At 71.7% G+C, this 26,855-nt stretch carries 19 protein-coding genes and 1 pseudogene; 4 read left to right on the top strand and 16 right to left on the bottom strand.

Annotation, left to right across the window (positions count from 1 at the left end; genetic code table 11):
• Window positions 1-104 precede the first annotated feature (104 nt).
• The 13 genes and pseudogenes from AHOG_RS04275 to AHOG_RS04215 all read right to left on the bottom strand — a co-directional run bounded on the left by AHOG_RS04275 (window position 105) and on the right by AHOG_RS04215 (window position 17,629).
• On the bottom strand, window positions 105-482 hold the full coding sequence (locus tag AHOG_RS04275) for a hypothetical protein (protein ID WP_093940190.1): 378 nt from the start codon (window positions 480-482) through the stop codon (window positions 105-107).
• A 104-nt stretch (window positions 483-586) separates the two neighbouring features.
• Window positions 587-1,477: pseudogene (gene mshB / locus AHOG_RS04270) on the bottom strand (N-acetyl-1-D-myo-inositol-2-amino-2-deoxy-alpha-D-glucopyranoside deacetylase); the annotation flags it as partial.
• A 260-nt stretch (window positions 1,478-1,737) separates the two neighbouring features.
• Window positions 1,738-2,784: an ABC transporter ATP-binding protein gene (locus tag AHOG_RS04265; protein WP_093940189.1), complete on the bottom strand. Its 1,047-nt coding sequence runs from the start codon at window positions 2,782-2,784 to the stop codon at window positions 1,738-1,740.
• Window positions 2,784-3,905: an ABC transporter ATP-binding protein gene (locus AHOG_RS04260; protein ID WP_093940188.1), complete on the bottom strand. Its 1,122-nt coding sequence runs from the start codon at window positions 3,903-3,905 to the stop codon at window positions 2,784-2,786. Before AHOG_RS04260 ends, AHOG_RS04265 begins: the two co-directional genes overlap by 1 nt.
• A complete protein-coding gene (locus AHOG_RS04255; RefSeq protein WP_245856830.1) occupies window positions 3,905-4,825 on the bottom strand; it encodes an ABC transporter permease in 921 nt (306 codons plus the stop codon). The genes AHOG_RS04260 and AHOG_RS04255 overlap by 1 nt, the downstream gene beginning before the upstream one ends.
• A 1-nt stretch (window position 4,826) precedes the next feature.
• Window positions 4,827-5,822 (bottom strand): ABC transporter permease, encoded by a 996-nt coding sequence (locus AHOG_RS04250; RefSeq protein WP_093940187.1) that lies wholly within the window; start codon window positions 5,820-5,822, stop codon window positions 4,827-4,829.
• A 148-nt stretch (window positions 5,823-5,970) separates the two neighbouring features.
• Window positions 5,971-7,758 carry an ABC transporter family substrate-binding protein gene (locus AHOG_RS04245; RefSeq protein ID WP_093940186.1) on the bottom strand — a complete coding sequence of 596 codons (1,788 nt, stop codon included), beginning with the start codon at window positions 7,756-7,758 and terminating at the stop codon, window positions 5,971-5,973.
• Window positions 7,759-8,047: 289 nt separating this feature from the next.
• Window positions 8,048-9,985: an ABC transporter family substrate-binding protein gene (locus tag AHOG_RS04240; protein ID WP_245856553.1), complete on the bottom strand. Its 1,938-nt coding sequence runs from the start codon at window positions 9,983-9,985 to the stop codon at window positions 8,048-8,050.
• Window positions 9,986-10,302: 317 nt separating this feature from the next.
• The gene (gene typA / locus AHOG_RS04235; protein ID WP_093940185.1) at window positions 10,303-12,216 is read right to left on the bottom strand and encodes a translational GTPase TypA; all 1,914 of its coding nucleotides are present in this window, start codon (window positions 12,214-12,216) and stop codon (window positions 10,303-10,305) included.
• Between the two features lie 857 nt (window positions 12,217-13,073).
• Window positions 13,074-14,102 (bottom strand): NUDIX domain-containing protein, encoded by a 1,029-nt coding sequence (locus tag AHOG_RS30220; RefSeq protein WP_281258074.1) that lies wholly within the window; start codon window positions 14,100-14,102, stop codon window positions 13,074-13,076.
• Window positions 14,103-14,619: 517 nt separating this feature from the next.
• Complete coding sequence (locus AHOG_RS04225) at window positions 14,620-15,492, bottom strand: ABC transporter permease (RefSeq protein WP_093940184.1); 873 nt, start codon at window positions 15,490-15,492, stop codon at window positions 14,620-14,622.
• Complete coding sequence (locus AHOG_RS04220) at window positions 15,489-16,499, bottom strand: ABC transporter ATP-binding protein (protein WP_093940183.1); 1,011 nt, start codon at window positions 16,497-16,499, stop codon at window positions 15,489-15,491. Before AHOG_RS04220 ends, AHOG_RS04225 begins: the two co-directional genes overlap by 4 nt.
• Window positions 16,499-17,629, bottom strand: a complete 1,131-nt coding sequence (locus AHOG_RS04215) for a LolA family protein (RefSeq protein WP_093940182.1) — start codon at window positions 17,627-17,629, stop codon at window positions 16,499-16,501. The genes AHOG_RS04220 and AHOG_RS04215 overlap by 1 nt, the downstream gene beginning before the upstream one ends.
• Before the next feature lie 409 nt (window positions 17,630-18,038).
• Between AHOG_RS04215 and AHOG_RS04210 the strand changes: the two genes are divergently transcribed.
• Both AHOG_RS04210 and AHOG_RS04205 read left to right on the top strand, forming a co-directional pair.
• On the top strand, window positions 18,039-18,770 hold the full coding sequence (locus tag AHOG_RS04210; RefSeq protein ID WP_093940181.1) for a response regulator transcription factor: 732 nt from the start codon (window positions 18,039-18,041) through the stop codon (window positions 18,768-18,770).
• 56 nt (window positions 18,771-18,826) lie between these two features.
• Entirely contained in the window at window positions 18,827-20,104 is a 1,278-nt protein-coding gene (locus AHOG_RS04205; RefSeq protein ID WP_245856552.1) for a sensor histidine kinase, read from the top strand.
• 253 nt (window positions 20,105-20,357) lie between these two features.
• On the opposite strand, the gene AHOG_RS04200 is transcribed toward AHOG_RS04205, so the two are convergent.
• Window positions 20,358-20,864 carry a MarR family winged helix-turn-helix transcriptional regulator gene (locus AHOG_RS04200; protein WP_093940179.1) on the bottom strand — a complete coding sequence of 169 codons (507 nt, stop codon included), beginning with the start codon at window positions 20,862-20,864 and terminating at the stop codon, window positions 20,358-20,360.
• A 113-nt stretch (window positions 20,865-20,977) separates the two neighbouring features.
• Here AHOG_RS04200 and AHOG_RS04195 point away from each other — a divergent pair, with 113 nt between their 5' ends.
• The gene (locus AHOG_RS04195; RefSeq protein ID WP_093940178.1) at window positions 20,978-22,588 is read left to right on the top strand and encodes a DHA2 family efflux MFS transporter permease subunit; all 1,611 of its coding nucleotides are present in this window, start codon (window positions 20,978-20,980) and stop codon (window positions 22,586-22,588) included.
• 56 nt (window positions 22,589-22,644) lie between these two features.
• Window positions 22,645-23,871 carry a cytochrome P450 gene (locus AHOG_RS04190; protein ID WP_093940177.1) on the top strand — a complete coding sequence of 409 codons (1,227 nt, stop codon included), beginning with the start codon at window positions 22,645-22,647 and terminating at the stop codon, window positions 23,869-23,871.
• Between the two features lie 290 nt (window positions 23,872-24,161).
• Here the strand turns inward: AHOG_RS04190 and AHOG_RS04185 are convergent, their stop codons facing one another.
• A complete protein-coding gene (locus AHOG_RS04185) occupies window positions 24,162-25,253 on the bottom strand; it encodes an ABC transporter ATP-binding protein (RefSeq protein WP_093940176.1) in 1,092 nt (363 codons plus the stop codon).
• Window positions 25,253-26,809: an ABC transporter permease gene (locus AHOG_RS04180; protein ID WP_093944140.1), complete on the bottom strand. Its 1,557-nt coding sequence runs from the start codon at window positions 26,807-26,809 to the stop codon at window positions 25,253-25,255. The genes AHOG_RS04185 and AHOG_RS04180 overlap by 1 nt, the downstream gene beginning before the upstream one ends.
• Window positions 26,810-26,855 lie beyond the last annotated feature (46 nt).

Below are 26,855 nucleotides of genomic sequence, written 5' to 3'. Positions count from 1 at the left end.
CGGTCTGCCACCGGCCTGCGGTATCTCGGCAGGCCGACCGTGCGGCCTGCCGCTCAGTCGCGCACCCGACGGCTCCCTCGGCAGGCCGCGGCGTTCGAGCCTGCTCAAGCAGACGACTCGGCGGCCGGGCCCCTGGCCAGCAACGTGCCCACCGCCATCGCGGCGGGCAGCGACCCGGCGGCCAACAGCAGAAACGATCGCCAGTCGTCGACGAGCACCACGTCGCCGCCGGGCCGGACCATGGCGAACACCACCACGACCGCGAGCCACACGCCCAACGGGGCCACCACCACGGGAAGCCGGGGTGAGAGGCGTGCGGCCTCCCGCACCAGCCACAGGTTCGCCACCGCGGTGAGCAGCGCCGTCACCGGCATCTGGAGGGTTCCGACGTAGAGCGGGAGGAAGAACATGCCGATCAGGGCGATCACGACGGCGTCGACCAACAACACCGCGAAGATCACCCGGTCGGCCCAGCCGCGCATCAGCGAGCCCGCACGGCGGCGTCGCCCTTCGCCGCCTGGGCGTCCGCGGCGGCGATCTCGGCAAGGCCCTCGGGCGGAGCGATGATCTCGGGCTGGATGCCCGCGCCGAGCAGCTCCTGATCGATCGACGCGGGCACCCGCCCGCCGGGCCTGCTCAGCGCGTGGGTGAAGCACTCACGGTCGAGCACCGGCTGCGCCACCCCGTTCGACAGCGCGAAGACGGCGGTGCCCGCGTTGTCCTGCCACACCTGCACCTGGGTGGCGTGCGCACGCAGCGCGTTGAGCTTCGCGGGGAGACTCTCGGCGATGTCGACGCGATGGCTGATGTCGGCGTCCTCGACACCCGCAAGTTCGCCGGGTGCGGGCAGGGTGAAGGGGACCCCCGGCACCTGCGCCAGCTCGGCCACCCCGGCCTCGACGTCGGCACGGGCGGACACGACGTGGAAGACGCTCATATCGTGGGTCGCGGCGCGGGCCGCGGCCATCGTCACCTCATGCGCCCGCACATGGTCCGGGTGGCCGTACCCCCCGTCGGCGGCGTAGGTCATCACCACCTGCGGCCGGACGTCGCGCAGGATCGCGGTCAACGCCGCGACCTGCTCGTCGAAGTCGCCGATGGCGAAGGCCCTCGGGTGCGGCGACAGCTTCGGCTCGGCCCGCCCGGGGGCGGCCCAACGCATCCCGGAGTCCCGCCAGCGACCGAGGCCGCCGAGGAAGCGGTGATCGGTCACGCCGAGTGCGGCGCAGGCCGAGCGCAGCTCGCCGACCCGGTAACCGCCGAGCTGATCGGCCGCCTCCGGGCCGAGCCCACGCAGGCCGGCAGGGATGATCTCGCCCTCTTCGCCGAGTGTGCAGGTCACGACGGTGACGGCGACCCCGCGCGCGGCGAAGTGCGCGATCGTCCCACCGGTCCAGATGCTCTCGTCGTCCGGATGCGCATGCACCAGGAGCAGCCGGGGCACAGCCGTCAGTCGGAAGCCGGGAGCGGTCGTCACCACCGCAGGGTAATCGGCGCGGCCGGGGGCTCGACAACGGGCGCGGGCCGCGCCGACCGCCCGCGCCCGAACGGCGCACCGACGCTGCTCCGTCAGGAGGATCATCGGCGAGCGCAGGCCGGCCCGGAGCGGGGTTCCCGACGTCGCGGTGCCGGTCCGGCCCCGCCCGCCGACCGACACGACGACGGCCCCGGCATGCCGAGGGGCACGCCGGGGCCGGTCTACGCGAGGAGCGGGTCGGCTCAGCCGACCAGTTCGGGCTAGACCTCCGCGAAGTGACACGCCGAGAGCTGTCCGGTGGGCCCGTGCGGGAGCAGCTGCGGCTCTTCCTGGGCGCAGATGTCCTGCGCCTTCCAGCAGCGCGTCCGGAACCGGCAGCCCGAGGGCGGATTCACCGGGCTCGGGACGTCGCCGGTCAGCACGATGCGCTGCCGCGACCGCTCGACCTTGGGATCGGGCACCGGCACCGCCGAGAGCAGCGCCTGCGTGTACGGATGGGAGGCCCGCTTGTAGATGCCCTCCCTGGTGCCGATCTCCACGATCTTGCCCAGGTACATCACCGCGACCCGATGCGAGATGTGGCGCACGACCGACAGGTCGTGGGCGATGAACAGGTAGGCCAGCCCCAACCGCTGCTGGAGCTCCTCCAACAGGTTGACGACACCCGCCTGCACGGACACGTCCAGCGCCGACACCGGCTCGTCGAGCACCAGCAGCTTCGGCTCCAGGGCGAGCGCCCTGGCGATGCCGATCCGCTGCCGCTGCCCGCCGGAGAACTCGTGCGGGTACCGGTTGCGGTGTTCCGCGTTGAGCCCCACCAGCTCCAGGAGACTGTTCACCTTCTCCTGGATCTTCTTGTCCCCGAGGCCGCGGTGATGGATCTCCAGCGGCTCGCGGACGATGTCGTTGACCTGCCACCTCGGGTTCAACGAGGCGTAGGGGTCCTGGAAGACGATCTGCATGTCCCGCCGCACCGACCGCAGCCTGGCGGTGGTGAGCTTCGTCAGCTCCCGCCCCTCGAAGCGGACCGAGCCGGAGGTCGGCTTGTGCAGCTGGAGGATGGCCCGGCCGGTCGTGGACTTGCCGCAGCCCGACTCGCCCACCAGCCCGAGCGTCTCGCCCGGCCGCAGGTCGAAGGAGACCCCCGACACCGCCTGCACCTGTCCGACGACACGCGGAATGATCCCGCCGCCCCGGACCGGGAAGCTCTTGACCAGGTCGGACACCGAGAGCAACGGCTCCTCGGTCTCCGCCTGCACGGCCGTGCTGTCGGCGGTGGTGCCGCCGGACACGTTCGAGGTGGTCATCACCTGCTCCCCTCTTCCTGCGGAGTCGACTCGGTGTCGATGGTGCCCGCGTCGGCGTCGACCTCGACCAGCACGGCGGGGTTCTCGATGTTGCCGATCTCGTCGTGGACGAACAGCTGCTTGGCATCGCCGAGGGTGCCCAGTTCGTCCCAGCGGATGCACCGGCTGGCGTGCCTGCCGCCGGCGATCGGGCGCAGCTCGGGCTCGGCCGCCCGGCACTCGTCGATGGCGAGCGGACACCGCGGCGCGAACGTGCAGCCGGTCGGCAGGTTCAACAGCGACGGGGGCGTGCCCTTGATCGGCGTCAACGGCTGGCCGAGCTGCTCGGGATTCGGGATCGAGCCGAGCAGACCCACCGTGTACGGCATCCGAGGCGTCTCGAACACCTCGTCGACGCCGCCGGACTCGACGATGGTGCCGCCGTACATGACCTGCACGCGATCCACCATGCCCGCGACGACGCCGAGGTCATGGGTGATCAGCATGATGCCCGCGTTGGTCTCGTCCTTGATCCGGATGAGCGTCTCGAGGACCTGGGCCTGCACCGTGACGTCCAACGCCGTGGTCGGCTCGTCGGCGATGATGAGATCCGGGTCGTTGATGACCGCCATGGCGATCACGACCCGCTGCCGCATGCCGCCGGAGAACTCGTGCGGGAACTGCTTGGCCCGCCGATCCGGCTGCGGGATGCCGACCAGTTCCAGCACCTCGACGGCCTTGGCCCAGGCGACCTTCTTCGGGACCTTGTGATGCGCCCGGTAGGCCTCCGACAGCTGCCAGCCCACGGTGAACACCGGGTTCAGCGAGGTCATCGGGTCCTGGAAGATCATGGCGATGTCGTTGCCCCGGATCTTCTCCAGCTTCCGGGGCTCGATGCCGACGATCTCCTGATCGGCGAACCGGATGGAGCCGGTCACTCGCGCGGTCTTGGGCAGCAGCCCCATCAACGCCATCGACGAGACCGACTTGCCGGACCCGGACTCGCCGACGATGCCGAGGACCTCGCCGCGACGCAGGGAGAACGACAGGTTGCGGACCGCGTGCACGACGCCGTCGTCGGTGGGGAAGCCCACCGACAACTCGCTGACCGTCAACAGCTCTTCGGAAACGGACTGAGTCATCAGGCACGCACCTTCGTCTGCCGAGGGTCGAACGCGTCGCGGATGCCGTCGCCGATGAAGTTGATCGTCAGCGAGATCAGCAGGATCGCGAGGAACGGCGCCCAGAACAGCCAGGGTCGGGTGAGGAACTGGTTGTAGTTCGCGTTGATGACCAGGCCGAGCGAGGTGTCCGGGATCTGCACGCCGAGACCGATGAACGACAGCGCCGCCTCGGCCAGCACCGCGGTCGCGACCGCGAGCGTGGCGTTGACGGTGATGATGCCGGTCAGGTTCGGCAGGATGTGCTTGAGGATGATCCGGGTGTTGCTCGCCCCCATCGCCCTGGCGGCCTCGACGAACTCCCGTTGCGCCAGCGACAGGGTCTGGCCGCGGTTGATCCTGGCCACCGACATCCAGCTGAACAGGCCGAGCGCGATGGCGACGAGGTACCAGCTGCCGCCGAAGATCGCGGCCGCGATGCCCACGAGGGCGATCTGCGGGATGATCAGCATCAGGTCGACGAACCGCATGACCAGGCTGTCGACGAAGCCGCCGAGCAGACCCGCCGTGGCGCCGAGCACCACGCCGATGGCGGTGGCCATCAACGCGACGACCATCGCGATCAGCAGCGAGAACTGCGTGCCGCGCAGCAGCACCGCGAACATGTCGCGGCCGATCTGGTCGGTGCCCAACGGGTGTTCCGGGCTCGGGTTCTCGAAGCGCCCGCCGCCGGTGTAGGTGTAGCTGTAGTGCCAGAACATCGGCGCGATCAGCGCGAACAGCACCAGCAGGACGAGCACGACCAGGCTGATCATCGCGAGCTTGTGCTGCATGAAGCGCCGCAGGACGATCTGCCACTGCTTGCGGGCCGCCGTGCCGAACTCGCCTGCGGAGTCGGTCGGGGGTTCGCCGGGGGTGCCCGGCGTCGTGGTGGAAACGATCTCAGCCAATGCGGATCCTCGGGTCCAGGAAGCCGTAGACGATGTCGGCGACCAGGTTGAACAACACGGTGATGATGGCCGTGACCATCAACCAGCCCATGAGCATGGGCGCGTCGTGCTGCTGGACGGCGTTCACCAGCAGGTTGCCCATCCCACTCCAGCCGAAGACCTGTTCGGTCATGATGGCGCCGCCGAGGACGGCACCGAAGTTCAGCGAGACGAGGGTGGTCACCGGGATGAGCGCGTTGCGGAAGGCGTGCCGGAAGATGACCCGACCGGGGCGCAGTCCCTTCGCGCGGGCGGTGCGCACGTAGTCGGAACCGAGGGTCTCCAACATCGCGCTGCGCTGGAAGCGACTGTAGGCCGCGAAGCTGATCAGCATCAGGCTGATGGTCGGCAGCAGATAGGTGCCGGTGTACTGGAAGAACTGCTCGCCGAAGTCGCCCTGGAAGCCTCTGGCCGGCGGGATCGTGCGCAGCCAGCGCTCACCGCCCAGCGAGACGAGCAGGTCGTTGAACTGGATGCCGTAGGTCTTGAGCAGGATCGCGACGCAGAACAGCGGCATCGAGAACATCATGAAGGCGAGCGTCGTCGCGGCGTAGTCGAAGATCGAGTACTGCTTGACCGCGGTGAAGACGCCGACCGCGATGCCGAGGGTGATGGCCAGCAGCTCGGCACCCAGGACCAGCCGGAACGTGACGCCGAAGGCACGCATCACCTGGTCGTAGACGTCCACCTGTGCCGAGCCGAGGGCGACGCTGGTCCCCCAGTCGCCTTGGACGAAGTTGACGAGCCAGTCCCAGTAGCGCACCAGGATCGGCCGGTCCAGGCCCAGCTCTCTGGCCGTGGCGGCGATGACCTCTTCCGAGACGTTCGGATTCATCCGCATCTCGGAGATGGGGTCGCCTGCGGCGGCGACCATGAGATAGGCCAGAAACGAGCCGATCCCCAGAATGGGGATCGAGATCAGGATTCGTCGAATCACATAACGGAACACGGTTTCTTCCTCGGGACTGGGCCGGGATCATCCGGGGGGCCGTACGGCACCGGGTGCGCCACTGCAGGCGGTGAGTCTGCCTCACCTCCCGCACGGCCCCCGGCCGGGGTCTCACCTGATGGGCGAGACCCCGGCCGGGGACGCGATGTCAGGAGGAGACCTCCCACTCCCAGACGTTCCACGCGACGCCGTCGGAGCCCTGGTAGGTCACCTTGTCGACGCTCTCGTTGTAGGCCCAGCTGTTCGGAACCGAGAACAGCGGCAGCGAGTAGACGAGCTCGGCGTAGATCTCGTCGGCCTCGATCAGCGCCTGGTCACGAAGCTCCTCGTCCAGCTCGGTGTTGACCGAACGAAGCAGCTCGGTGGCCTCCGGCGTCTCCCAGTTGGACCAGTTCTGCCCGCCGCCGTCCGAGTAGATCGAGACCTTGGAGGACTTGAACGGGGTGCCGACCCAGGCGAACAGGGCGACGTCGTAGTCGCCCTCGCTGACGCGCGAGTCGAGGAACTGGTCGTCGTTGTCGTCCGTGATCTCGATGCCCGCGTCCGCGCAGTGCGACTGGATCAGGGCGACGGTCTCGTTACGACGGGGGATCGAGGTGTGGCTGATGCTGAAGGAGAGGCGCTCGCCGTCCTTCTCGTAGACGCCGTCGCCACCCTGGGTCCAGCCCGCCTCCTCGAGGATCGACATGGCGGCCTCGGAGTCGCCGAGGATGACGTCCTCGTAGCGGTCCGCGTAACCGGACTCCTCGCTGGTGAACAGCAGGCTGCCGAGGGGCTGCGCCTCGGGGTTCACGCCGCGGACCAGCTTGTCGACGAGGTCGTCACGGTCGATGCAGGCGGCGAAGGCCTGGCGGACCGCCTGGTCCTGGAACAGCGGGTTGTCCAGGTTGATGTCGAGGTGCTCGAAGGTCAGGCCCTCGGCCGCCTCGTAGCGGATGCCCTGGTCGGCCAGCGCACGCAGCTGCTCGGCGACGTTGTTGTCCGCCTGCGGCTGGATGACCTGGACCTGCTGGTCCTGCAGCGCGCTCTGCTGGGCGGAGGCGTCGGCGATGGCCTGGAAGCTCACGCTCTCCGGGCCCGCCGGGTTGCCGATCCACTCCGGGTTGCGGACCAGGGTCACCGAGGAGTTCGGCGTGAAGCTGTCGATCATGTACGGACCGGAGGCGGGAGCGAGCTCCTCGGTGAAGCCGTTCCAGCCGTTGTTCCAGAACTCCGCGACCGCCATCTTGTCCTCGAGCGAGGAGTCGTTGTTGATGGCGGTGATGTCCTCGATGCCGGCCTCCTGCTCCAGGATGTGCGCCGGGAGCATCGACACCGCCTCGAACTCGCCCTTCCAGTCGGCGTAGTCGGTCTCGAATTCGAGCAGACCGGTGAGGTCGTCCTCACAGGTGAAGGTGGCGTCCTCGGCACCGCTGGTGCTGGCGGGCACGAACAGCGGGTCGCCCGCGTCGTCGAGGATGGTGGCGCTGCGGGAGAGCCAGCTGAGGTAGAAGTCGTCGCAGTCCCAGGCCGCGCCGTCGGACCACGTCACGCCCTCGCGGATCTTGTACTCGACGATCTGCGGGTCGGTCTCGATGACGTCGGCGGATTCCATCACGTCGGCGTTCAACAGGATGTTCAGCTGGTCGTCGATCTTGAACGGGTGGGTCAGCACCGAGCTCAGGACCAGCGTGTTGTTGAAGTTGTTGCCCGACGCAGCCGAGTTGTTGAACGTGGTGAACGGCGCGTCGTGGGTGATGGAGACCGGGCCGCCCGGCTCCACCTCCGGCGCGTTGTACGTGCCGTCGCCGTTGTCGCCCTTCGCACCGGTCTGGCTGCTGTCGTCGAGCCCGACGCCTCCGCCGCCCCCGTTGTCGCCCCCGCCACCGCAGGCTCCCAGAACGAGAGCCGCACTGACGGACACCGCGATCGCGGCAACCGTCTTCCTTCTCCTCATGGTTCGTGCCCTCCTAGCACTGAATCGCTCCCGCCACTGGAAGACGGTCAACGACCCGAGACATCAGCGCGCACGGTGTGGTCACCCGCGCACCGTTGGCGGGAACGGTAGGAACTCGACAGGGTGGCTGCCACCCGTAGACGACCGATCGTGACCAAAAGGTGACTCCGTGATTGCACACGGTGAACGGTCGTTGACCGAACGGGCATGTCCGTTTTTTGAACAATTTTGCCGTCAGGTTACCCGACGGTAGCCCATTGTTCGCCGAGTCGGGAAGGCGCCCGACTCGTCAGGGTCCGCTGCCGTCCCGCTGCCACTCGGACGCGCCGGCGAACGGGCCGAGATACGGGCGCCAGGTCTCGCCGCCGCTCATTCCGGTGCCGAAGACGACGGTGTCGGCGAGCTGGAAGAGCGGCAGGACGACGGCCTCGTCCCAGAGGATCGGCTCCAGCTCGGCGCGGGCCTCGGCCAGCGGAACGCTGCCGGTCAGCGCCGCGTCGAGCAGCTGGTCGACCTCCTCGTCACAGAACCCGGCGAGGTTGACCGGCGGCGTGGCGTCCGAGCCCTCGATCGGCGCCGGGCAGCCCAGCCGCGTCGCCAGCGTGGCCGCCGGGTCGGCACCGACGCCCATCGGCGCCACCGCGATGTCGACGGCGGGAACCTCGGACGCCGCGTCACCGGTGGACGACTCCTCGCCCGTGCCGCCCGAAGAGGAGACCTCGTCGACATCTCGCTGCAACAGATCGTCGTAGAAGTCCGTCGCGGACGGTCGCACGACCTCGGTCTCGATGCCGACGTCGCGAAGCTGTCGTGCCACATGACCCGCGAGCGAGCTGTAGGGCTCCTGGTCGGCGGGGGCGGCGACCACCAGGGAGAGTCGGGTGCCGTCGCGCTCCCACCAGCCGTCGTCGACGGTGTAGCCCTCGTCCGAGAGCAGCTCGTGCAGCGATTCGGCGTCCCCGGTGCCCAGCGTCGACCCGGCGGGCCTCGCCGCGGCGTAACCAGGCTCCGAAGGAGCCAGCACCTGCGAGTCGGCGACCAGGTCGGCCGAGGGGCCGCTGCGCGTGCCGATCGCGATCAGCGCGTCCCGGTCGAGCGCGGCCCCGATCGCCCGCCGCAGTTCGTCGTCGGCGAGCACCGGGCTCGCGGGCCGCAGCAGCACCTGTGCCGTCTCGGCGCGCGGCAGGCTGCGGGTCCGCAGCGGCTCCTCCGTCTCGGCGGCGGCGATCATGTTCAACGCCACCGCGTCGGCGGTGAGGACCGCGAGCTGGTTGTCCCCGCTGGCCAGCGAGTCCGTCAGCCCCGGGTGGCTGTTCTCGCGCAGGACGAGCCGCAGGACGTCGCTGGGCTGCTCCCAGTAGCGGTCGTTGCGTTCCAGGACGATCTCGCCGCGACCCCGGTCGAAGGCGGTCATGGTGAACGGGCCGCCGGAGAGCGGATACCGCTGTGCCAGCGCCCGCTGCCAGCCGCCCGGAGCGTCCTTGATGAGGTGCGCGGGCAGCAGGTGGGTGAACAACGACTGCCACCCCGGATAGGGCTCGCTGAAGACGACCTCCACCGTCTTGCCGCCGTCGCCGGGAACGATGTCCTCGATGAGCCGATACCCGGCCGCGTCCACCACGCCGGGTTCGGAGCGCATCCGCTCCCACAGATAGACAAAGTCCTCGGCCGCGATCGGCGCGCTGTCCGACCACGAGGCGTCCGGCCGGATGTCGTAGCGCACCGTGAACGGCGCGGAGCCCACGACCTCGGCGTCGTTCATCAGCGTGCCGTCGAGCCGGGGCGTGCCGTCGGGACCGGGGCGGAAGACCGAGGGCAGCATCAGGCTGGCCAGCGCGGTGGTCGGCGTGGAGAGGTCGGCGAGCCGGTGCGGGTTGAAGCCGCCCGCGAAGCTGTCGACACCGATCACGATCTCGCTCGGGATCTCCTCGGCGGGCAGCTCCGACACCTCGGTCGGATCGACCAGGGGCGGGGGCGGCGTGGTGCAGGCCGTGAGCAGGCCGACCAACAGGATCGACGTCAGGCCCAGGCGTCCGCCGCGCGGGCGGATGCGACCGCCGGTCCGCCGAACCGCCTGCTCCGAGAACCACGATCCGAGCAGGCCCGCGGGGTTCGACGCGCGGTGCCCGCCCGCCGCCCGAGCGCCGCAGGCCCGGCCGGACTCGACGCCTCGAACGGACCCGGCGGCATGGCCGGACTCGGTGCCTCGCACGCATACGGCGGCCATGCCTGCCCACGCCTCCGCGCGGGAGGCCGCCGCGGTCCGAGACGGGCGGCTCTCCCCACCCGGACCGTCTGCGACCCCGCGATGCGCGGTCAGGGCACGGCCCCGACGCAGGAGCCAGGCGCGACCCCCGCGCAATCCTGCGGACCGAGCCACCGCGCGAACCTCCTCAGCAGAGCCGGGTGCCTGCACCCCGGCGTGAAGCGATGTCGAGGGTGCCAGAACCGGCGGGCCGGAACCCTCCGAACGCACAGAGTGTTCCAGGGTGTCATCGGATCACTCGTTGAGAGGACGTCCGGGGGTGCCGACCGTTGCCCCGGTCAGGCGTTGCGGGCCTTGCTCCGAGCCCGCTCCCGGCCGCGCTGGGTGGAGTCCAGGATCAGCTTGCGCACCCGGATGACCTCCGGGGCCACCTCGACGCACTCGTCCGAGGAGCAGAACTCCAGGGCCTCCTCCAGGCCGAGCTTGCGCGGCCTGGCCAGCCGCTCCAGCTCGTCACCGGTGGCGGAGCGCATGTTGGTGAGCTTCTTCTCTCGCGTGACGTTGATGTCCAGGTCCTCGGCCCGGGGGTTCTCCCCCACGACCATGCCCTCGTAGACGTCGGCGCCGGGCTCGACGAAGAACGTCCCCCGGTCGGCGAGCTGGATCATCGCGTACGCGGTGACCGCGCCCGTCCGGTCCGACACCAGGGAGCCGCTGTGCCGGGTGCGCAGTTCGCCGACCCAGCGCTCGTAGCCGTGGAAAACGTGGTTGGCGATGCCGGTTCCGCGCGTCTCGGTGAGGAACTCGGTGCGGAAGCCGATCAGGCCGCGCGCCGGGATCAGATAGTCGAGCCGCATCCGGCCGGTCCCGTGGCCGCCCATCTGCTCCATCTGCCCCTTGCGGTTGGCCAGGAGCTGCGTGAGGGCGCCGAGGAACTCCTCGGGGATGTCGATGGTCAGCCGCTCGAACGGCTCGTGCAGCTTGCCGTCGATCATCCGCGTCACGACCTGCGGCTTGCCGACGGTGAGCTCGAAGCCCTCTCGTCGCATCTGCTCCACGAGGATGGCCAGGGCCAGTTCGCCTCGGCCCTGCACCTCCCAGGTGTCCGGGCGCTCGGTCGGCAGCACCCGCACGCTCACGTTGCCGACCAGCTCGGAGTCGAGCCTGGCCTTCAGCAGCCGCGCGGTGATCTTGGTCCCGCCGTTGCGGCCTGCCAGCGGCGAGGTGTTGACGCCGATCGTCATCGAGATCGCGGGCTCGTCGACGGTGATCCTCGGGAGCGGCCGCGGGTCCTCCACGTCGGCGAGGGTGTCGCCGATGGTGATGTCCGGGATGCCCGCGATGGCGACCAGGTCGCCCGCCACGGCCTCTTCGGCGGGGACTCGGTCCAACGCCTTGGCCATCAACAGCTCGGTGACCTTCACCCGCGACACCGTGTCGTCCTCGCGGCACCAGGACACGGTCGCGCCCTTGCGGATGCGTCCCGCGTGCACCCGGCACAGCGCGATCCGGCCGAGGAAGTTCGAGGCGTCCAGGTTGGTGACCAGCGCACGCAGCGGGGCGTCCGGGTCGCCTACGGGGGCGGGCACGTGCTCCAGGAGCACGTCGAACAGCGGGTCGAGGTTCTCGCTGTCGGGCAGGCCGCCGTCCTCGGGCGCGGTGAGGCTGGCGCGGCCCGCGCGAGCGGAGGCGTAGACGACCGGGAGGTCGAGCAGGGCGTCCAGATCGAGGTCCACGTGGTCGAGGTCGCCCGCGAGGTCGAGCAGCAGGTCGTGGGTCTCCTCGACCACCTCGGCGATCCGGGCGTCCGGGCGGTCGACCTTGTTGACGACCAGGACGACGGGCAGCCCGGCGGCCAGCGTCTTGCGCAGCACGAACCGTGTCTGCGGCAACGGCCCCTCGCTGGCGTCGACGAGGAGGACGACGCCGTCGACCATGGACAGGCCGCGCTCGACCTCACCGCCGAAGTCGGCGTGCCCCGGCGTGTCCACCACGTTGATGGTCACGGGGCCCGACGGCGTCTCCCGAAGGACCGCCGTGTTCTTCGCGAGGATCGTGATGCCCTTCTCGCGTTCGAGTTCGCCGGAGTCCATGACCCGGTCGACGAGTTCGGCACGGTCGGAGAAGGCACCCGACTGCCGCAGCATCGCGTCGACCAGCGTGGTCTTGCCGTGGTCGACGTGGGCCACGATGGCGATGTTACGAAGATCGGTCCTGGTCAGCTCGGCGGTGGCGACGCTGGAGGCGGGCACGCGAAAGCTCCTGATGAATTGCCGGAGGTGGAGAAGGGCTGTGAGTCTCGACGACTCGACGGTGAGTCTGGGGGACTCGGCTGCGAGCCGCTTTAGGACTCACGGATTGTTCGGCGGCCGCCGGCGATGCGCACTCACGACCCAGCACAGAATACCGCGTCCAGGCCGGGTGTCCGCTGCCTGCCGGGTCACGTCATCGGGAATCCGCCGGTCACCGGGTCCGGACGTGCGGCGGGGCGCCGCCTGGGCGGTCACGGGACGGCCCGGCGGAACCCGCGGGCCGTCGGGCTCGCCGCCCACGGACTCCGCGAGACGTGTGAGCGCGATCGCACCGGTCGCCGTCTCATCACTCTCGTCTCGCCGTGCCCGGCGGGCTCGTCAGGCTCCTCCGCCTCACCGCCTCACCGCCTCACCGCCTCTCCCCTCCTCGTCTCGTCCCTCCCCCTGGTCTCGCCCGTGCCGGCGTTCGAGTGGGACGAGTCGGCGGGCTCGGGCTCCGTCCGGGCGCGATGCCGACGGGCCCGCGGCCATCGGGCCGGTCGGCGGCCTCGACGCCGCCCTCGGATGCTCGGCGTGGGAGCGGGCGGGACCGTCGGCCGTCGGGCTGCTCCCCGACACCGCCTGCCGTGTGCTCGGCCTTGCTCCTGCCCGGCCGGACCCGGCTCGCCTCGCTCCTGCTCGGCCTCACGCCCGTCCGGCCTTATTCCTGAGGGGCCGCGCGATGGCCGATGGGACCGTCCGGAGCCCGCCGCGGAGGCGCAGTCCTGCCCGTCCGCCCCGACTCGGCGGGCGCCCCCGAAGGTCCGGCCTCACTCCTGCCCGGCCTCACCTCGCTCCTGTCCGACCTTCGCAGGCCCTCAGCGGGAGAGACCCTCCTTCGTCCGGCGGCGTGCGGCGCGCTCGATGAGCAGCCGCCGAAGATCGGGCAGCACGTCCAGGTCCGCGGGCAGCCAGTCCACCTCGCCGAGTCGGTCGGCGTTGAGCCACCGGAGTTCCCGATGTTCGCGGGCCTGCGGCTCGGTGGCGTCGGCGCCGGGCTGCTCGGCGCCGGCAGGATCGGTACGGGCGGGATCGGCGCCGCGGCCGGCCGGGTCCGCCGCCCCCTCGAACCGGGCCGCGCCTCGCCGTCCCGCGTCGGAGGCGCCGCCTGCCCGATCCGATGCCCGCTCGCCGCGCTTCTCCAGCCGCGCGAGGTAGATCCGCAGCACTCGGCCGTCCGGCAGCGGCAGATCCGGTCCGATGCGGGCACCCACCCGGACCCGGACGCCGAGTTCCTCCCGGCATTCCCGTGTGAGCGCCTCCTGCTCCGTCTCGCCCGGCTCGACCGAGCCGCCCGGCAGCTCCCATCGGCCCGCCAGCGACGACGGCGCGGCCCGCTGGGCGGCGAGCACCGTCGCGCCCCGCAGCACCGCGGCCCCGACGACCACCCCCGCGTCGCTCAGTCGGCCCGCGACCGCGCGGACCGCGACCTCCCGGGCCGCGAACAGCCGCAGGATCGTCCGGCGGGCCGCGACCGCGTCGACCAGCCGGTCGAGTCCGCCGCCGATCCACGACCAGCGCAGCGACTCGGTGAGCAGGGTGCCCGCACCGGTGGAGGCGAGGACGATCCGATGGTCGAGCCGCCACGGCGAGCCGGGGGCCGCCTCGGCCCGCAGCTCGGTCGGCCGCACGCTGGTCAGTCTGGTTCGCACCGACACGCGAGCCCGCGGCCGGATCGGCACGTGGAAGTCCAGCCGGTCGCCCTCGCCGAGCAGGGCACGCGGCCCGGCCGTCTCGATGCGTACTCCGGCTACCCCGGTGTTGGTCCGGTCGGAGTTGATCCGCAGCGCGGCGGCGACGGTGGCGGACCCGGCCTCGATCAGCATGGAGGTTCGCAGCAACGGCACCCCGCGATCCTTACATCACCGCCGGTGTGCGGAGCGGACGGCATCGGGCCGGGGCCGAGGGCGTGTGACCTGCCCACACGACGCGGTGGGAACAGCGGCGCCCGACGTCTCGGCCATGCTGTGTCGAGCGCACCGTGTCGAGCGCGCTTCCGCCCGCCGGGCGGCGGTGGTGCCTGCGCCGCTCGTCTGTCCGGAGTCGTCCTGCGGTGATCCGTTCGCGGCCGAGGCGACCCCCACCGCCCTTTCGTCTGCATGCGGCGCCGCCGCACCCGTCGGCGTGCGTCCAAGGCCGCCGGGCGCCCGCGCGGCGCCCGGCACCTGCGACGCCCGGCACCCGTGCGACGCCGGGCCCGACGACCGACCCCCGACGACCGGTCGCCGATGCCGACACCCACGCCCGGCAGGTGACCCGACGTCGCACTCCCCGGCGGGCTCGACGCCCCGACGTCCGCCCGCCGCTCCCCCTGACGGGCCATCGAGCCCGCCCGCCGTACCCGATCGGCTCGGCGCCCTCCGGTCAGTAGTCCTTGGAGTTCATCCGCCACACCGTCAGGGAGAGACCGATCAGGATGTAGAAGCAGGCCCGCAGGAAGCTCGTGGTCAGGTCCGTGACGTTCATCGGGTCGTTGAGGATCTCCAGCTGCGCGGGCATCCAGCGGTGGGTGAGCACCGCCGGGTGCAGCCAGTCCAACGACGGGAAGCCGGTGACGAGCTGGAAGCCGATGAAGCCGCCCATCACGGAGGCGGTCACGACGATGGGTCGCTCGGTCGCCGACGAGAGTGCCAGCGCGACGGCGCCCACCGCGAAGACCTGGACCGTCGCCCAGCCCGCGAGCAGCAGGATCCGCAGCAACGCCTCCCCGAGGCCGATCGTCGCGCCGGACGCGGTGATCATCGCGTCGCCGCCCAGCAGCGCGACCCCGACGACCACCCCGACCACGACGACCACGGCCACCGACAACGCACTGAAGATCAGCACGCTCAGCGCCTTGACCGTGATCAGTCTGCCCCGGCCGACCGGGGCCAGCAGCAGCCCGCGCAGGGTGCCTGCGGCGGCCTCGCCCGCGAAGCTGTCGGCCGCGATCACGCTGATCAACAGCGGCAGCAGCAGGGCGAGCGACATGGTCAGGGCCATGAGGCTGAGCAGCACTCCGCTGCCCTCGATCGCGGCCATCAGGAAGTCGCCGCCGGGGCCGCCGCTGGAGAGGACGACCGTCACGCCCATCAGCACCGGGATCAGCGCGAGCAGCCCGAGCGCGACCAGCGTGCGCGGCCTGCGCAGCATCAGCCGGAGCTCGGCGGCGAGCAGCCTGCCGAAAGGCGCGGCGGTGCGACCGGCCGCGACGGGAAGTTCACTGGTCAGTGGTCGAATCGTCCCGGTGGCGCTCATCGGGTCTGCTCCTCGCTGTCCGATTCCGTGACCAGGGCGAAGAAGTCCTCCAGCCCGGTGCGGTGCGGACGAGCCTCGTAGATCGCGACGTCGGCCCGCGCCAGCGTCGAGATCACCGCCGGGGCGGTGACGTCGATGAGTTCGGCCCGCAGCCCGTCGCTCTCGCCTCGGGCGGGGATGCCCGCGGCCCGCAGGACCTCCACGCCCCGGTCGACGTCCGGCGTGGCCACGAGCAGCGTCGGGGTGCTGGCGGCCAGCAGCTCCCCGAGCCCGCCCTGGGCCACCAGGACACCTCGGTTCAACACCGCGACGTGGGTACAGGTCGCCTCGATCTCGGCGAGCAGGTGGGAGGAGACGATCACCGTGGTGCCCGCCGTGTGCAGTTCGGAGATCACCTCTCGGATCTCCCTGGTACCCGCCGGGTCGAGTCCGTTCGTGGGTTCGTCGAGCACCACGAGGCTGCGGGGCACCAGCAGGGCCGCCGCCAGCCCGAGCCGCTGCTTCATCCCGAGCGAATAGCCCTTGTAGGCCCGATCGGCCGCGTCGGCGAGCCCGACCCGTTCGATCGCCTCGGAGACCGCCTGCGCCGCATGGCGCGTCTCGACCAGCGGCTCAGCCGCCGCACAGCGACGCAGGTTGTCCCGACCGGAGAGGTGCGGGTGGAAGCCGGGGCCCTCGACCATCGCCCCGACCGTCGGCAGCACCTGGCGTGCCTGGTCCGGCATCGAGCGGCCGAACAGCTCGACGGTGCCCTCGGTGGGGCTGATCAGGCCGAGCAGCATTCGGATGGTCGTCGTCTTGCCTGAGCCGTTGGGACCCAGCATGCCCAGCACCGCACCCGCCGGGACGTCCAGGTCCACCCGGTCGACCGCCACCGTGCGGCCGTAGGTCTTGCGCAGCCCACGGGTGCGGGCGGCCCAGCCGGTGCCCTCGGCAGACGCGGTGTCGCCGGTCCGCTCGGGGGCGGAGCCGGCCGAAGCCGGCTCCGCCGAGATGTCCGAGAACATCACCGGGCCTCTTCCAGTGCCTCGGTGAGCACCTGGGCGGGCACGGCGCCGACGGCGATCCGGCCGTCGTCGGTCAGGATCGCGGTGACCACCGCGGACTCGATCAGCAGGCCCTCGCCCCAGGCGCCGCCGACCCGCTCGCCGAAGCCCTCGGGGAGTGCGTCGAGGTCGGCGGCCTGCGCGGCGTCACCCTCGAGCTCGTCCGCGCTCAGCACGAGAACCGAGTCCCAGCCGTCGCCGACCACCTGCGAGGCGCCCGACTCGACGCCGTACGGCTCCGCGTCCCGCATTCCCGACTCGGGCTCGGTGCCGGCCTCGGGTTCCGGGGTGCCGGCGTGCGGCGTGTAGTCGTCGAGGTCCTGCACCGACGCGCCCGCGGGCGGCTGGAAGGTGAAGTCCTCGGGGTCCTGGGCGTCGAAGTCGACGTCGGTGAAGCCGAACTCCAGAACCGGCTCGTCCGAGCCGTTGCCCAGCACGGTGACCCGCAGCGGAATCCGGGTCTCCGAGTCGACGGCCACCCGCACCTCACGCAGCAGCGTGCGCTCGTCGGGTCCGGGGGCCAGGGCCAGTTCGTAGGCGTCGCGGCCCACGACGGAGGCGGTGCCGTCGACGGCGACGCTGCTGATCTCCCGTAGCTGCTCCACCGCGCGGCGGGCGAGTTCCGCAGGGTCGGTACCGGCGGGCCTGACCTCGTCCGCCTCCTCGGCACCGCCCACGGAGCTCTTGACGACCCCCTGGGTCGCGGAGTCCCACTCCCAGAGCGTCTCGCCGTCGTAGACGATCGTCGACGTCGCATCCCCGTAACCCGAGATCACTCGGAACCGGCCTTCGCCGTCGCTCGCGATCTGCGCGTCGAGACCGCTCAGCATGTCGAAGTCGACCGCAGCCTCACCCAGGCTGCCGCCGAGCGCGCCCAGCGACGGCAGCCCCAGGTTGTTCTCCAGCGACACGGTGCCCGCCAGGGCGGGATTCTCGGCTTCGAGCACCGACTCGACCAACGCCTCGGGCGAGATCTCCGGCAGCGAGGGCGCCGGGTCGGCCCCGGCGGGCATCGCCAGCCAGACCAGACCGGCGGTGCCGGCCAGCACGCCGGTCGCGGCCACCCCCGCCGTCATCTTCCGCTTCTGCATCAGTTCCTCCTGAGCTTCCCTCGACGCTGTCGTCGTGGTGCCATCAGCCTGGACCGGGCTCCCTGAGAACGTGCTGAGACGAGCGGCGCGCACGGCAGGCCCCACGCCGCGACGGCGACGACCTCGACGGTATCACCGCAGGTCAGATCACGTTCTCAGCTGAGAGTGGCTTCGCTGAGAGTCCGCTGAGGGGCTCGGCCGCCTCAGCCGCGTGCGGCGTCGTGATCGGTGCGCCGCGCGGCCGTCGCCCTGCCCTGCCCGGCCGAGGAACGATCGTCGTGTCGACGGGTCCGCTCGCCCGAGGCCGCGTCGTCGGAGAAGGCCCGGCCCGGCATGTCCCGAGATCGTTCGCTGAGGACGAGCTGAGAGCCGCGCGGTCGCGACCGCCGAAGGGTGCATCCTGAGAGACGTGCAACCACGTGTGCTCGTAGCCGATGACGAGCCCGGTGTGCGCCGGGCACTGGAACGAGGTCTCGTCGCCGAGGGGATGGACATCGTCACCGCGGGCACCGGACCGCAGGCGCTCCGGCTGGCCCAGACCGGGTCGTTCGACGCGGTGCTGCTGGACATCATGCTGCCGGGCCTCTCCGGCTACCGGGTGCTCCAGCAGCTTCGTGCCGCCGGGATCGTGACGCCGGTGATCCTGGTCTCGGCCAAGGACGGTGAGGTGGACCAGGCCGACGGGCTGGATCTGGGGGCCGACGGCTACGTGGTCAAGCCCTTCTCGTTCCTGGTGCTACTCGCCCAGCTCCGCGCGGTCCTCCGACGGGCGGGAACGCGCGCGGAGGAGACGGTGATCACCGTCAGCGACCTGCGACTGGACACCGCCACCCGCCGGGTGAGCTGGCAGGACCGCGACGTCGCGCTGAGCCCCCGCGAGTACGAGGTGCTCACGGTGCTGCTGCGCCGGGCGGGTTCGGTCGTGACCAAGGGCGAGCTGCTTCAGGAGGTGTGGGGGGACTCGGAGACGGTCACCCGCAACGTCGTGGAGGTCTACGTCGGCTATCTGCGCCGCAAACTCCAGGCCGTCGGCGCCCAAGACGTGGTCCGCACCGTGCGCGGGCACGGCTACCTCGCCGACGGACCCGACGGGGCTCCCGCCGGGGGATCGCGGCGCACGCCCACCGCGCCCGGCCGATGACGCCCTCCCCGCCGCGCCGATGGTGGCGTCGCCGCTCCCTGCCCACCCGCATCACGATGATCACCACCTCGGTCACCGCCCTGTTCCTGGCGCTGATCGTGGTGGGCAGCTCCGCGGTGATCGGTCAGGTGGTCGTGCGGTCGGTCGATCCCGATCTCCAGCAGGCGCTGCTGGCCGCGTCGAGCCGGGTCGGCGAGGGCCTTCCGCCGGAGGAGCCGAACAGCGTGACGAGCATCCACGTGCTGGACACGGCGGGCACCCCGGTGGACGGCGGGCCCACGCCGGAACTCTCCCCGGCCGACCTCGATCGGCTGCGCGGCGGCGACCTCGTGCTCACCAGCGGCACCGACCCGGCTCGCCGCTGGAAGGCCAACGTGGTGCCCACCCCGGACGGCACCCCCCGGCTGGTGCTGGCGGCCACCGACCTCGTCGGTTTCGCGGCGATGCTGCGCACCGGGCTGATCCTGGTCTCGGGGAGCGCCGCGCTGGCCGTGGCGGCGGCCGCCGTCGTCACCGTCCTGTCCGTCCGCGGCTCACTGCGTTCGGTCCGGCGCATGCGCAACGCCACGGTCGGGCTCCCGTCCGGCGCTCGGCTGCCGGTGCCCGACACCCGCGACGAGTTGAGCGCGCTGGCCGACGCCTTCAACGATCTGCTGGCCCGCCGGGACGAGGCGGTGGGCAGGCTGCGGCGCTTCACCGGCGACGCCGCCCACGAGCTGCGCTCGCCGGTCACGTCGATCCGGGCGCAGGCCGAGGTGGCGGTGCTGCATCCCGATCCACAACATTCGATGGAGGTCCTGGAGGAGGTCGTCCAGGAGACCGAGCGACTGACCACGCTCGTCGAGGACCTGCTCGCCCTGGCCCGCTCGGATGCGGGCGACGTCCGGGAGACCCGGGTCGTCTCGCTACCGCCGATCGCCCGGCAGGTGGCCGCCCGCCATCGCGGCGGGGACGTCAAGGTGGTGCTGTACGCGCCGGTCGAGGTCCGGGTGCTCGCCGATCCGGTCGAGGTCGATCGGGTGATGGAGAACCTGGTGGCCAACGCGGTCCGCCATGCCCGGCTGCTGGTCCGTGTCACCGTCCTGCCCTTCGGCCGGTTCGGCCGGCTGCTGGTGGACGACGACGGGCCGGGCATCGACGCCGAGCACCGAGACCAGGTGTTCGACCGCTTCTTCCGGCTGGAGGGCGATCGGGCGCGGGACAGCGGCGGCACGGGCCTGGGGCTGGCCCTGGTGTCCGAGGTGGTGAGCCGACGCGGCGGGTCCGCGTCCGTGCACGTCGCCCCGGAGGGCGGCGCCCGCTTCCAGGTGACCTGGCCGACCGCCTACTCCTGAGCGGTCGTGTGCCCGAGCCTCGGGGCGGGCCGTCGCACACCGCGACGGCGGAATTGATGTCGATACCGCCGGTTCGGACGAGGCAGAGGCGGCCGACGCTGCCGGGATGCGGGCGGTGTATCACGTCGACGCCTGCGTATCCGGAGGCGGCGGCATCCAGGACGCGCGACAGCATCTGAGAGCGGGGCGGCATCCGGAACAGGCGCGACAAGGCATCGCACCGCCCTGTTGACCGATCCCTGCCGGGAGCCCGTCAGCTCGTGTCGGCGGCCTTCGGCGGCACAGGTTCGGCGAGCAGGTCGTTCATCGTGTCGCGGAGTCGATGCAGGAAGCCCTCGAACTCGTCCAGCTGTTCGGGCGGGTACTGGGCCACCAGGCCGTCGAGCCGCGCGGTGAGGGAGCCGAAGAACTCGCGGGCGGGCTCCTCGATGCCCGCGCTGCTGCGCAGGGTCACGATGCGCCGGTCGGCGTGCTCCCTGGTCCGGACGATGTGGCCGAGCCGCTCCAGCCGGTTCAGCAGATTCGTCGTGGCGCCCGAGGTCAGGGCGAGCCGCTCGCCGAGCTGGGACGGGGACAACGGCGTGCCCTTGTCCTCGGCATAGAGGATCTCGACCAGGGCGGTGGCGTCCGTCGAGTGCAATCCCAGCCAGGCGGCGAACCTGCCGGTGAACTCCGTGTAGTTGGCACCGAAGGCACGTAGTCCGTCCATGAGCCGAGCGGAGTGCGCGCCGACGTCCTCGGGCCGTGGTCCCGCTGCCATGCGCCGTTCAGCCTCCCGGTTTCGCCGTCGTCCGCACCCGACCGCGCTCGTTGACAACCTACCGCCCCCGCAATTACCTTCATGATGAAGTTACTTTCTCATGAAGGAGAACGATGCCCGTCCAGCGCCCGCCTGCCCATCGTTGGCTCGGCTTGATCGCGGTCACCCTCGGAGTCGCGATGATCGTGGCCGACACCACGATCGTCACCGTGATCGTTCCGTCGATCATCGGCGACCTCGGGATCGAGTCCGGTGCGGTCCAGTGGCTCCACGAGTCCTACGTCATCGTCTTCGCCGCACTGTTACTGCTGGTCGGTCGGATCTCCGACCTCGTGGGGGCCCGGCGGGTGTTTCAGATCGGAGTCGTGGCGTTCGGCGTGACGAGCGTGCTCGCCGCGCTCGCCCCCGACGGCGACGTCCTGCTGACGGCGCGAATGCTGCAAGGTGTGGGGGCCGCGTCGATCCTGCCGACGTCGCTGGCTCTGGTGAACGCCGCCTTCACCGGCCGGGATCGCGGCCGGGCCTTCGCGGTGTGGGGTTCGACGATCGGCGCTGCCGCCGCGCTCGGCCCGCTGCTGGGCGGCGCCCTCGCGGAGATCTCCTGGCGGTGGGCGTTCGGCGTCAACATCCCGCTCGGAGTGATCATCGTGCTCGGCGTCCGGATGTTCCTGCCGCCGTCGCCTCGGCGTGCGGGGCGTGTCGACACGCTCGGCGCGGTGGCATCGGTCATCGGATTGGGTCTGCTGGCGTTCGCCTTGGTCGAAGGTCGGGTGTACGGCTGGATCGTCACCGTCGAGCCGCTTCGGATCGCCGGGCTGACCTGGGATCGCGGCCCGTCTCCCGTGCTGGTGGCACTGCTCGCGTCGGCGGCGATCCTGACCCTCTTCGTCCGACGTCAACTCGCCTTGGACCAGGCGGGCGAGCAGCCCCTGATGGACGCACGGCTCTTCTCCATCGGATCGTTCCGCAACGGCGGCATCGCCGCCCTGATCATCAGCATGGGCGAGTTCGGGATAGTCGCGGTCCTGCCGCTGTGGCTTCAGTTCACCCTCGGCTACAGCGCCCTCCAGACGGGCCTAGTCCTCCTGCCGCTGGCGCTGGGCAGTCTTCTGGCCAGCGGAATCGTCTTCGCGACGGCCTCCGTTCCGCCACTGCGGATGGTCCGCGTCGGGCTGCTGACCGAGATCGCGGGGCTGGCCGCGCTGGGATGGACGGCCTCCGCCGACAGCACGGCGTGGGCGATCGCGGCGACGCTCTTCGTCTACGGCGTCGGCGTCGGTCTCGCCTCGGCTCAGGTCACCAACGTCATGCTCGCCGACGTGCCCGCCGACCGTGCTAATCAAGGCTCCGCCGTATCGAGCGCGGCACGCGAACTCGGCTCCGCCTTGGGCATCGCGGCGCTCACCACCGCCTTCTTCAGCACCCTCAGCCACGATCTGCACCACCGGCTGACCGCCGCCGGGACTCCTCCCGAGGAGTCGCTCCGGTTCGCCGCGCAGGTCACCGACAGCGCGGGAGCGGCGATCACCCGGCTGGCCGCCGACCCGCACACCGTCGCGGTCGCCGAGGCCGCCGACGCGGCGATGGCCCACGGTGTCTCCCTCGTGAGTCACCTTGCCGCAGGCCTGCTGGTGCTGGGGCTGGCGGCCACCGCGCTCATCCCGCGAGCGCCGTCGCCGTCGCCGACGGGGACGTCCGCACCCGGCGACCCGGTACGGCCCTGACCCGACGTCGCCCGCTCGACCCGACCACCCGCCACGTCGACCGATGGAGAGTCACCATGACCACCACCCCGCCCCGCGACGGCCACGCACCGTTCGCCCCGATCAACCGGGGCATCGACGCGGCCGACCCCGTGCGTTGCGCACTGCGGTCGGCAGGCCCGATCGTCCAGGTGACGGCGCCTGCGGGCGGACCGGCCTGGATCGTCACCGACGATGCGCTGGCCCGTGAGGTCTGCGCCCATCCCCGGATCGTCAAGGACCCCGCGATGGCGCCCACGAGCTGGGATCACCGAATCGCCGGGCTCGAGCAGACCGCGGCGCGGCAGCCTTCCCTCACCACCCTGGACGGCGCGGCGCACGCCCGCCTGCGCCGCGCCCACGCACCGCTGTTCAGTGCACGCAGAATCCGCGAGTTCTGCCCACGGGTTCATGACATCGCCCGAAGGCTGCTCGGCGAGATCGCCGCGTCGGGCACCGTGGCCGACCTCATGGCCGACTTCACGATCCGGTATCCCCTCACCGTGCTGCTCGACCTTCTCGGCATTCCGCTCGATCGCCTCGACGAGGCCATCGAGGCCTGCCGCGGCATGCTCGACGACGAGCCGACCGCACAGCGCGAGGCGATCGCGGCGATCGCCGGGCTCGCCGCAGCCGGACTCCGGGACGACGAGGGCGGCCGTCCGGGTGGGGCCGCCGAACTCCGCGACCGCATGCCGCCGGACACCACACCGGAGGAGCTGCACTACCACCTGTTCGGATTGATCTTCGCCGGTCAGCTCACCACCGACGCCTCCATCGGCTTCCTGATCGCTCGTCTGCTCGACGGGAGCACGACAGAGAGCCGACTCGACTTCGCAACGTCGGCGGACGGCTCCGTCTCGGGTTCGCGTCCCGCCGCGGAGCCGGACACCGTCGACGCGCTGGTCCGCGAGACGCTCCGACGGAATCCCCCCGCCCCGTTCACCCTCTGGCGGTTCACCACGACGGAGATCGAACTCGCAGGCGTGCGCCTGCCCGCGCGGGCGCCGGTGCTCGTCGACATCCAGGGCATCAACACCGATCCGAGCCGATCTCCCGGCCCGGATCTCACCTTCGGGGCGGGCGCGCACTACTGCATCGGAGCCCAGCTCGCGCTGCTCGAACTGCGCGCGGTGGCCTCGGTGCTCCGGGAGGACTTCCCCCGCGCCCGGCTGACCGTCCCCGCTGCCGCCCTACGGCAGTCGGGTCGGGGCGGGATCCAGGGGACCCGGCTCGACGTTCTGCCCGTGGCGCTGACCGGCTGAGCGACGGCGGGCAGCAGGCTGTCGTCGCGCGGGCCGTCTCGGCGACGCCCGCCCCCACGGCCCGCGCGACCGCCGTCTTCTCGCCCGCCCGAGGCGGCATCGGCGTGGGCTCGTGTTCCACGCGTCGGCACGGACTCGTCCGCCGGGAGCCGTCCCGACACGCGGCCTTCGTCGACGCACACCGGCGATGGACTCGCCGGCCGATCTCCTTGTGGAGAGACCGTCGTGTCGGCGGACGATCGAACACCACCTCACGGAGTGGAGGTCCCCGGTCGACGCCGTGCCGACTCCTACCCCACCACCGCGACGCCGTCGGCCCGCAACGCCAGCCGAACCGGGTCGCCGGGCGCCGGGGCGTCGGCGACCTGGGCCACCGCCTCGACGCGGCCGCCGCCGCCCACCCCGGCGTCGCCGCCGCTTCCGGCAGCGTCCCCGATCCCCGCCACCCCACCGCCGCCCGCCGCGGGCACCTCCACCAGCAGTCGGACGTGGTCACGTCGATGCACGCGCTGCACGACCGTGCCGGTCAGCTCACCCGCCGGGTCCACCGCCAGCGCCGTCGACCTCAGCCCGAGCAGCACCCGGCCGTCGGGCCCGGCCGTTCCGGCCCGCAGCGGCACCGAGCCGAGGACGCAGCGGGCCACGCCCCCGGCGACCTCGGCGGGAAGCAGCGTCGTGCAGCCCAGGAACGCGGCGACCTCGGGCGAGGCGGGCAGGCGCCACACCTCGTCGGGCGGGCCGATCTGGCGCAGCCTGCCCTGGGTCATCACCGCGACCCGGTCGGCCAGGGTGAAGGCCTCGTCGTGGTCGTGGGTGACGACCAGGGTCGTCGTGCGGGTGGTGCGCAGCAGCGCCGCCAGGTCGATCGCGAGCTGTTCGCGCAGCACCCGGTCGAGTGCGGACAGCGGTTCGTCGAGCAGCAGGAGCCGGGGCCGGGGAGCCAACGCCCTGGCCAACGCGACCCGCTGCTGTTCGCCGCCGGACAGGCTGGTCACCGACCGGGACTCGTAGCCGGCGAGGCCGACCATTCCGAGCAGCTCCGTCACCCGCTCCGCCGCGGCCGCACGGTCGATCCCCGCCATCCGCAGTCCGAAGGCGACGTTGCCCGCCACGTCGCGATGCGGGAAGAGCTGTCCGTCCTGGAAGACCAGGCCGAAGCCGCGCCGGTGCACCGGCACGGCCGCGAGGTCGTCATCGTCCCAGCACACCGTCCCCGCCGCGGGATGCTCCAGGCCCGCCACCGCCCGCAGCAGCGTCGACTTCCCACAGCCGGACGGTCCGAGCAGCGCCACCACCTCGCCGTCGGCGATCGTCAGCTCCGCCTCGGCCACCGCGACCGTCGAGCCGTAGCGCACGGACAGCCCGCGCAGTCCCAAGGACATCAGAACTCTCCCAAGGCGTTCGCGCCGCCGGTGAGGCGAATCCGCTCCACGAGCGCCACCACCGCGGCCGTGACCAGGATCAACAGGGTGCAGGCCGCATACGCGGTCATCGTGTTCAGCTCGCCGGGCCGGGAGATGAGCCGCGCCACCGCCACCGGCAGCGTCATCGTCTCCGCGCGCACCAGGAAGCTGGTGGCGCCGAACTCGCCCAGGGCCACCACGAAGCCGAAGGCCGCCGAGGCGATCAACGACCGGGCCGCCATCGGCAGATCCACCTCGCGCCACACCCGCCACGGCGAGGCACCCAGCGAGGCGGCGGCCTGCCGCAGCCGCTCGTCCACCGCACGCAGCACCGGCAGCAGCATGCGGATCACCAGCGGCGTGATCACCAGCGCCTGCACGAACGGCACCAGGGCGGGCGAGCTGCGCAGCCCGTCGGGCAGCGCGCCCAGCGTGATCAGATAGCCGAATCCGACGGTCACCGCCGAGACGCCCAGCGGCAGCATCAGCAGCCCGTCGAGGAGTTGAGCGAGCCCGCGACGTCGGGTCCTGGCCAGCACGACCGAGGCCAGCACACCGAAGACCATCGCGAGCATCGTGGCGTCGGTCGCAGCGCGCAGCGAGTTCACGGCCGCGTCCAGCGCGGAGACCGCGAGCACCCCGTCGGCGGGTTCGCCCGCCAACGCCCGGTATCCCGCCAGCCCGAATCCCGTCGACGTCGACAGCGAGCGGATCACCAGCGTCACCACCGGGACGAGCAGCCCGATCAGCACCGACAGGGCGGCGCCGACGACCAGCCAGTCCCCGCCACGGGGCGGGTGCAGCAGGGTGTCGGCGGGGCGCAGCCGCAGGGCCGTCTCCCGACGACGTCGGGCCGCCGCGCCCGCGGCGAGGGCCGCCACGACGGCCGCGAGCTGGATCAGCGACAACGCCGCCGCGCCGGGCAGGTCGAGCAGCTGCACCGTGCGGAGGTAGATCTCCGTCTCCAGGGTGCGGAATCGGGCGCCGCCGAGGACCAGCACCACGCCGAAACTGGTCGAGCAGAACAGGAACACCACGGCCGCCGCCGAGCCGAGCGCGGGCCGCAGCGCGGGCAGGGTCACCGAGAGGAAGGCCCGCAGCCGGGACGCGCCGAGCGCCCGTGCCGCGTCCTCGGCCCGCCGATCGAGGTGTGCCCAGAGCCCGCCGACGGTCCGCACCACCACGGCGACGTTGAAGAAGGCGTTGGCGAGCACGATCGCCACCAGGGAGCCGTCGCCGAGCAGCGCGCGAAAGGCGATGCCGACGACGACGGTCGGCAGCACGAACGGCACCGTGACCAGCACCCGGATCAGGCCGCGGCCCGGCACGTCCAGCCGGGACAGCAGATAGGCCAACGGCAGTCCCGCCAGCACCGCCACCGCGGTCGCGGCGGCGGCCTGCCCCAGGGTGAAGCCGACGATCCGCCAGGTGCGGACGTCGAACAGCGTCTCGGCGAGGCCGCCCTCGCCGATGCCGCGGAGCAGGATCGCCACCACGGGCCAGGCGAAGAAGAACAGCAGGAAGCCCACCGGCAGGGCGGCGGCCGCGAGCAGTCCGAGACGCCGGGACCGGCCCGCCCGC

It is taken from the genome of Actinoalloteichus hoggarensis (assembly GCF_002234535.1).
Lineage (GTDB): Bacteria > Actinomycetota > Actinomycetes > Mycobacteriales > Pseudonocardiaceae > Actinoalloteichus_A > Actinoalloteichus_A hoggarensis.
Note: the sequence above shows the minus strand (reverse complement) of the source record. Positions and strands in the feature narration are given on the sequence as shown.

Coding starts and splice junctions, on each gene's coding strand:
- AHOG_RS04200 (WP_093940179.1), bottom strand. CDS start 20,864: ATGGCAGCGGGACCACGGCCCGAGGACGTCGGCGCGCACTCCGCTCGG.
- AHOG_RS04225 (WP_093940184.1), bottom strand. CDS start 15,492: ATGAGCGCCACCGGGACGATTCGACCACTGACCAGTGAACTTCCCGTC.
- AHOG_RS04215 (WP_093940182.1), bottom strand. CDS start 17,629: ATGCAGAAGCGGAAGATGACGGCGGGGGTGGCCGCGACCGGCGTGCTG.
- AHOG_RS04190 (WP_093940177.1), top strand. CDS start 22,645: ATGACCACCACCCCGCCCCGCGACGGCCACGCACCGTTCGCCCCGATC.
- AHOG_RS04265 (WP_093940189.1), bottom strand. CDS start 2,784: ATGACCACCTCGAACGTGTCCGGCGGCACCACCGCCGACAGCACGGCC.
- AHOG_RS04195 (WP_093940178.1), top strand. CDS start 20,978: ATGCCCGTCCAGCGCCCGCCTGCCCATCGTTGGCTCGGCTTGATCGCG.
- AHOG_RS04260 (WP_093940188.1), bottom strand. CDS start 3,905: ATGACTCAGTCCGTTTCCGAAGAGCTGTTGACGGTCAGCGAGTTGTCG.
- AHOG_RS04245 (WP_093940186.1), bottom strand. CDS start 7,758: ATGAGGAGAAGGAAGACGGTTGCCGCGATCGCGGTGTCCGTCAGTGCG.
- AHOG_RS04220 (WP_093940183.1), bottom strand. CDS start 16,499: ATGTTCTCGGACATCTCGGCGGAGCCGGCTTCGGCCGGCTCCGCCCCC.
- AHOG_RS04205 (WP_245856552.1), top strand. CDS start 18,827: ATGATCACCACCTCGGTCACCGCCCTGTTCCTGGCGCTGATCGTGGTG.
- AHOG_RS04240 (WP_245856553.1), bottom strand. CDS start 9,985: ATGGCCGCCGTATGCGTGCGAGGCACCGAGTCCGGCCATGCCGCCGGG.
- AHOG_RS04185 (WP_093940176.1), bottom strand. CDS start 25,253: ATGTCCTTGGGACTGCGCGGGCTGTCCGTGCGCTACGGCTCGACGGTC.
- AHOG_RS04275 (WP_093940190.1), bottom strand. CDS start 482: ATGCGCGGCTGGGCCGACCGGGTGATCTTCGCGGTGTTGTTGGTCGAC.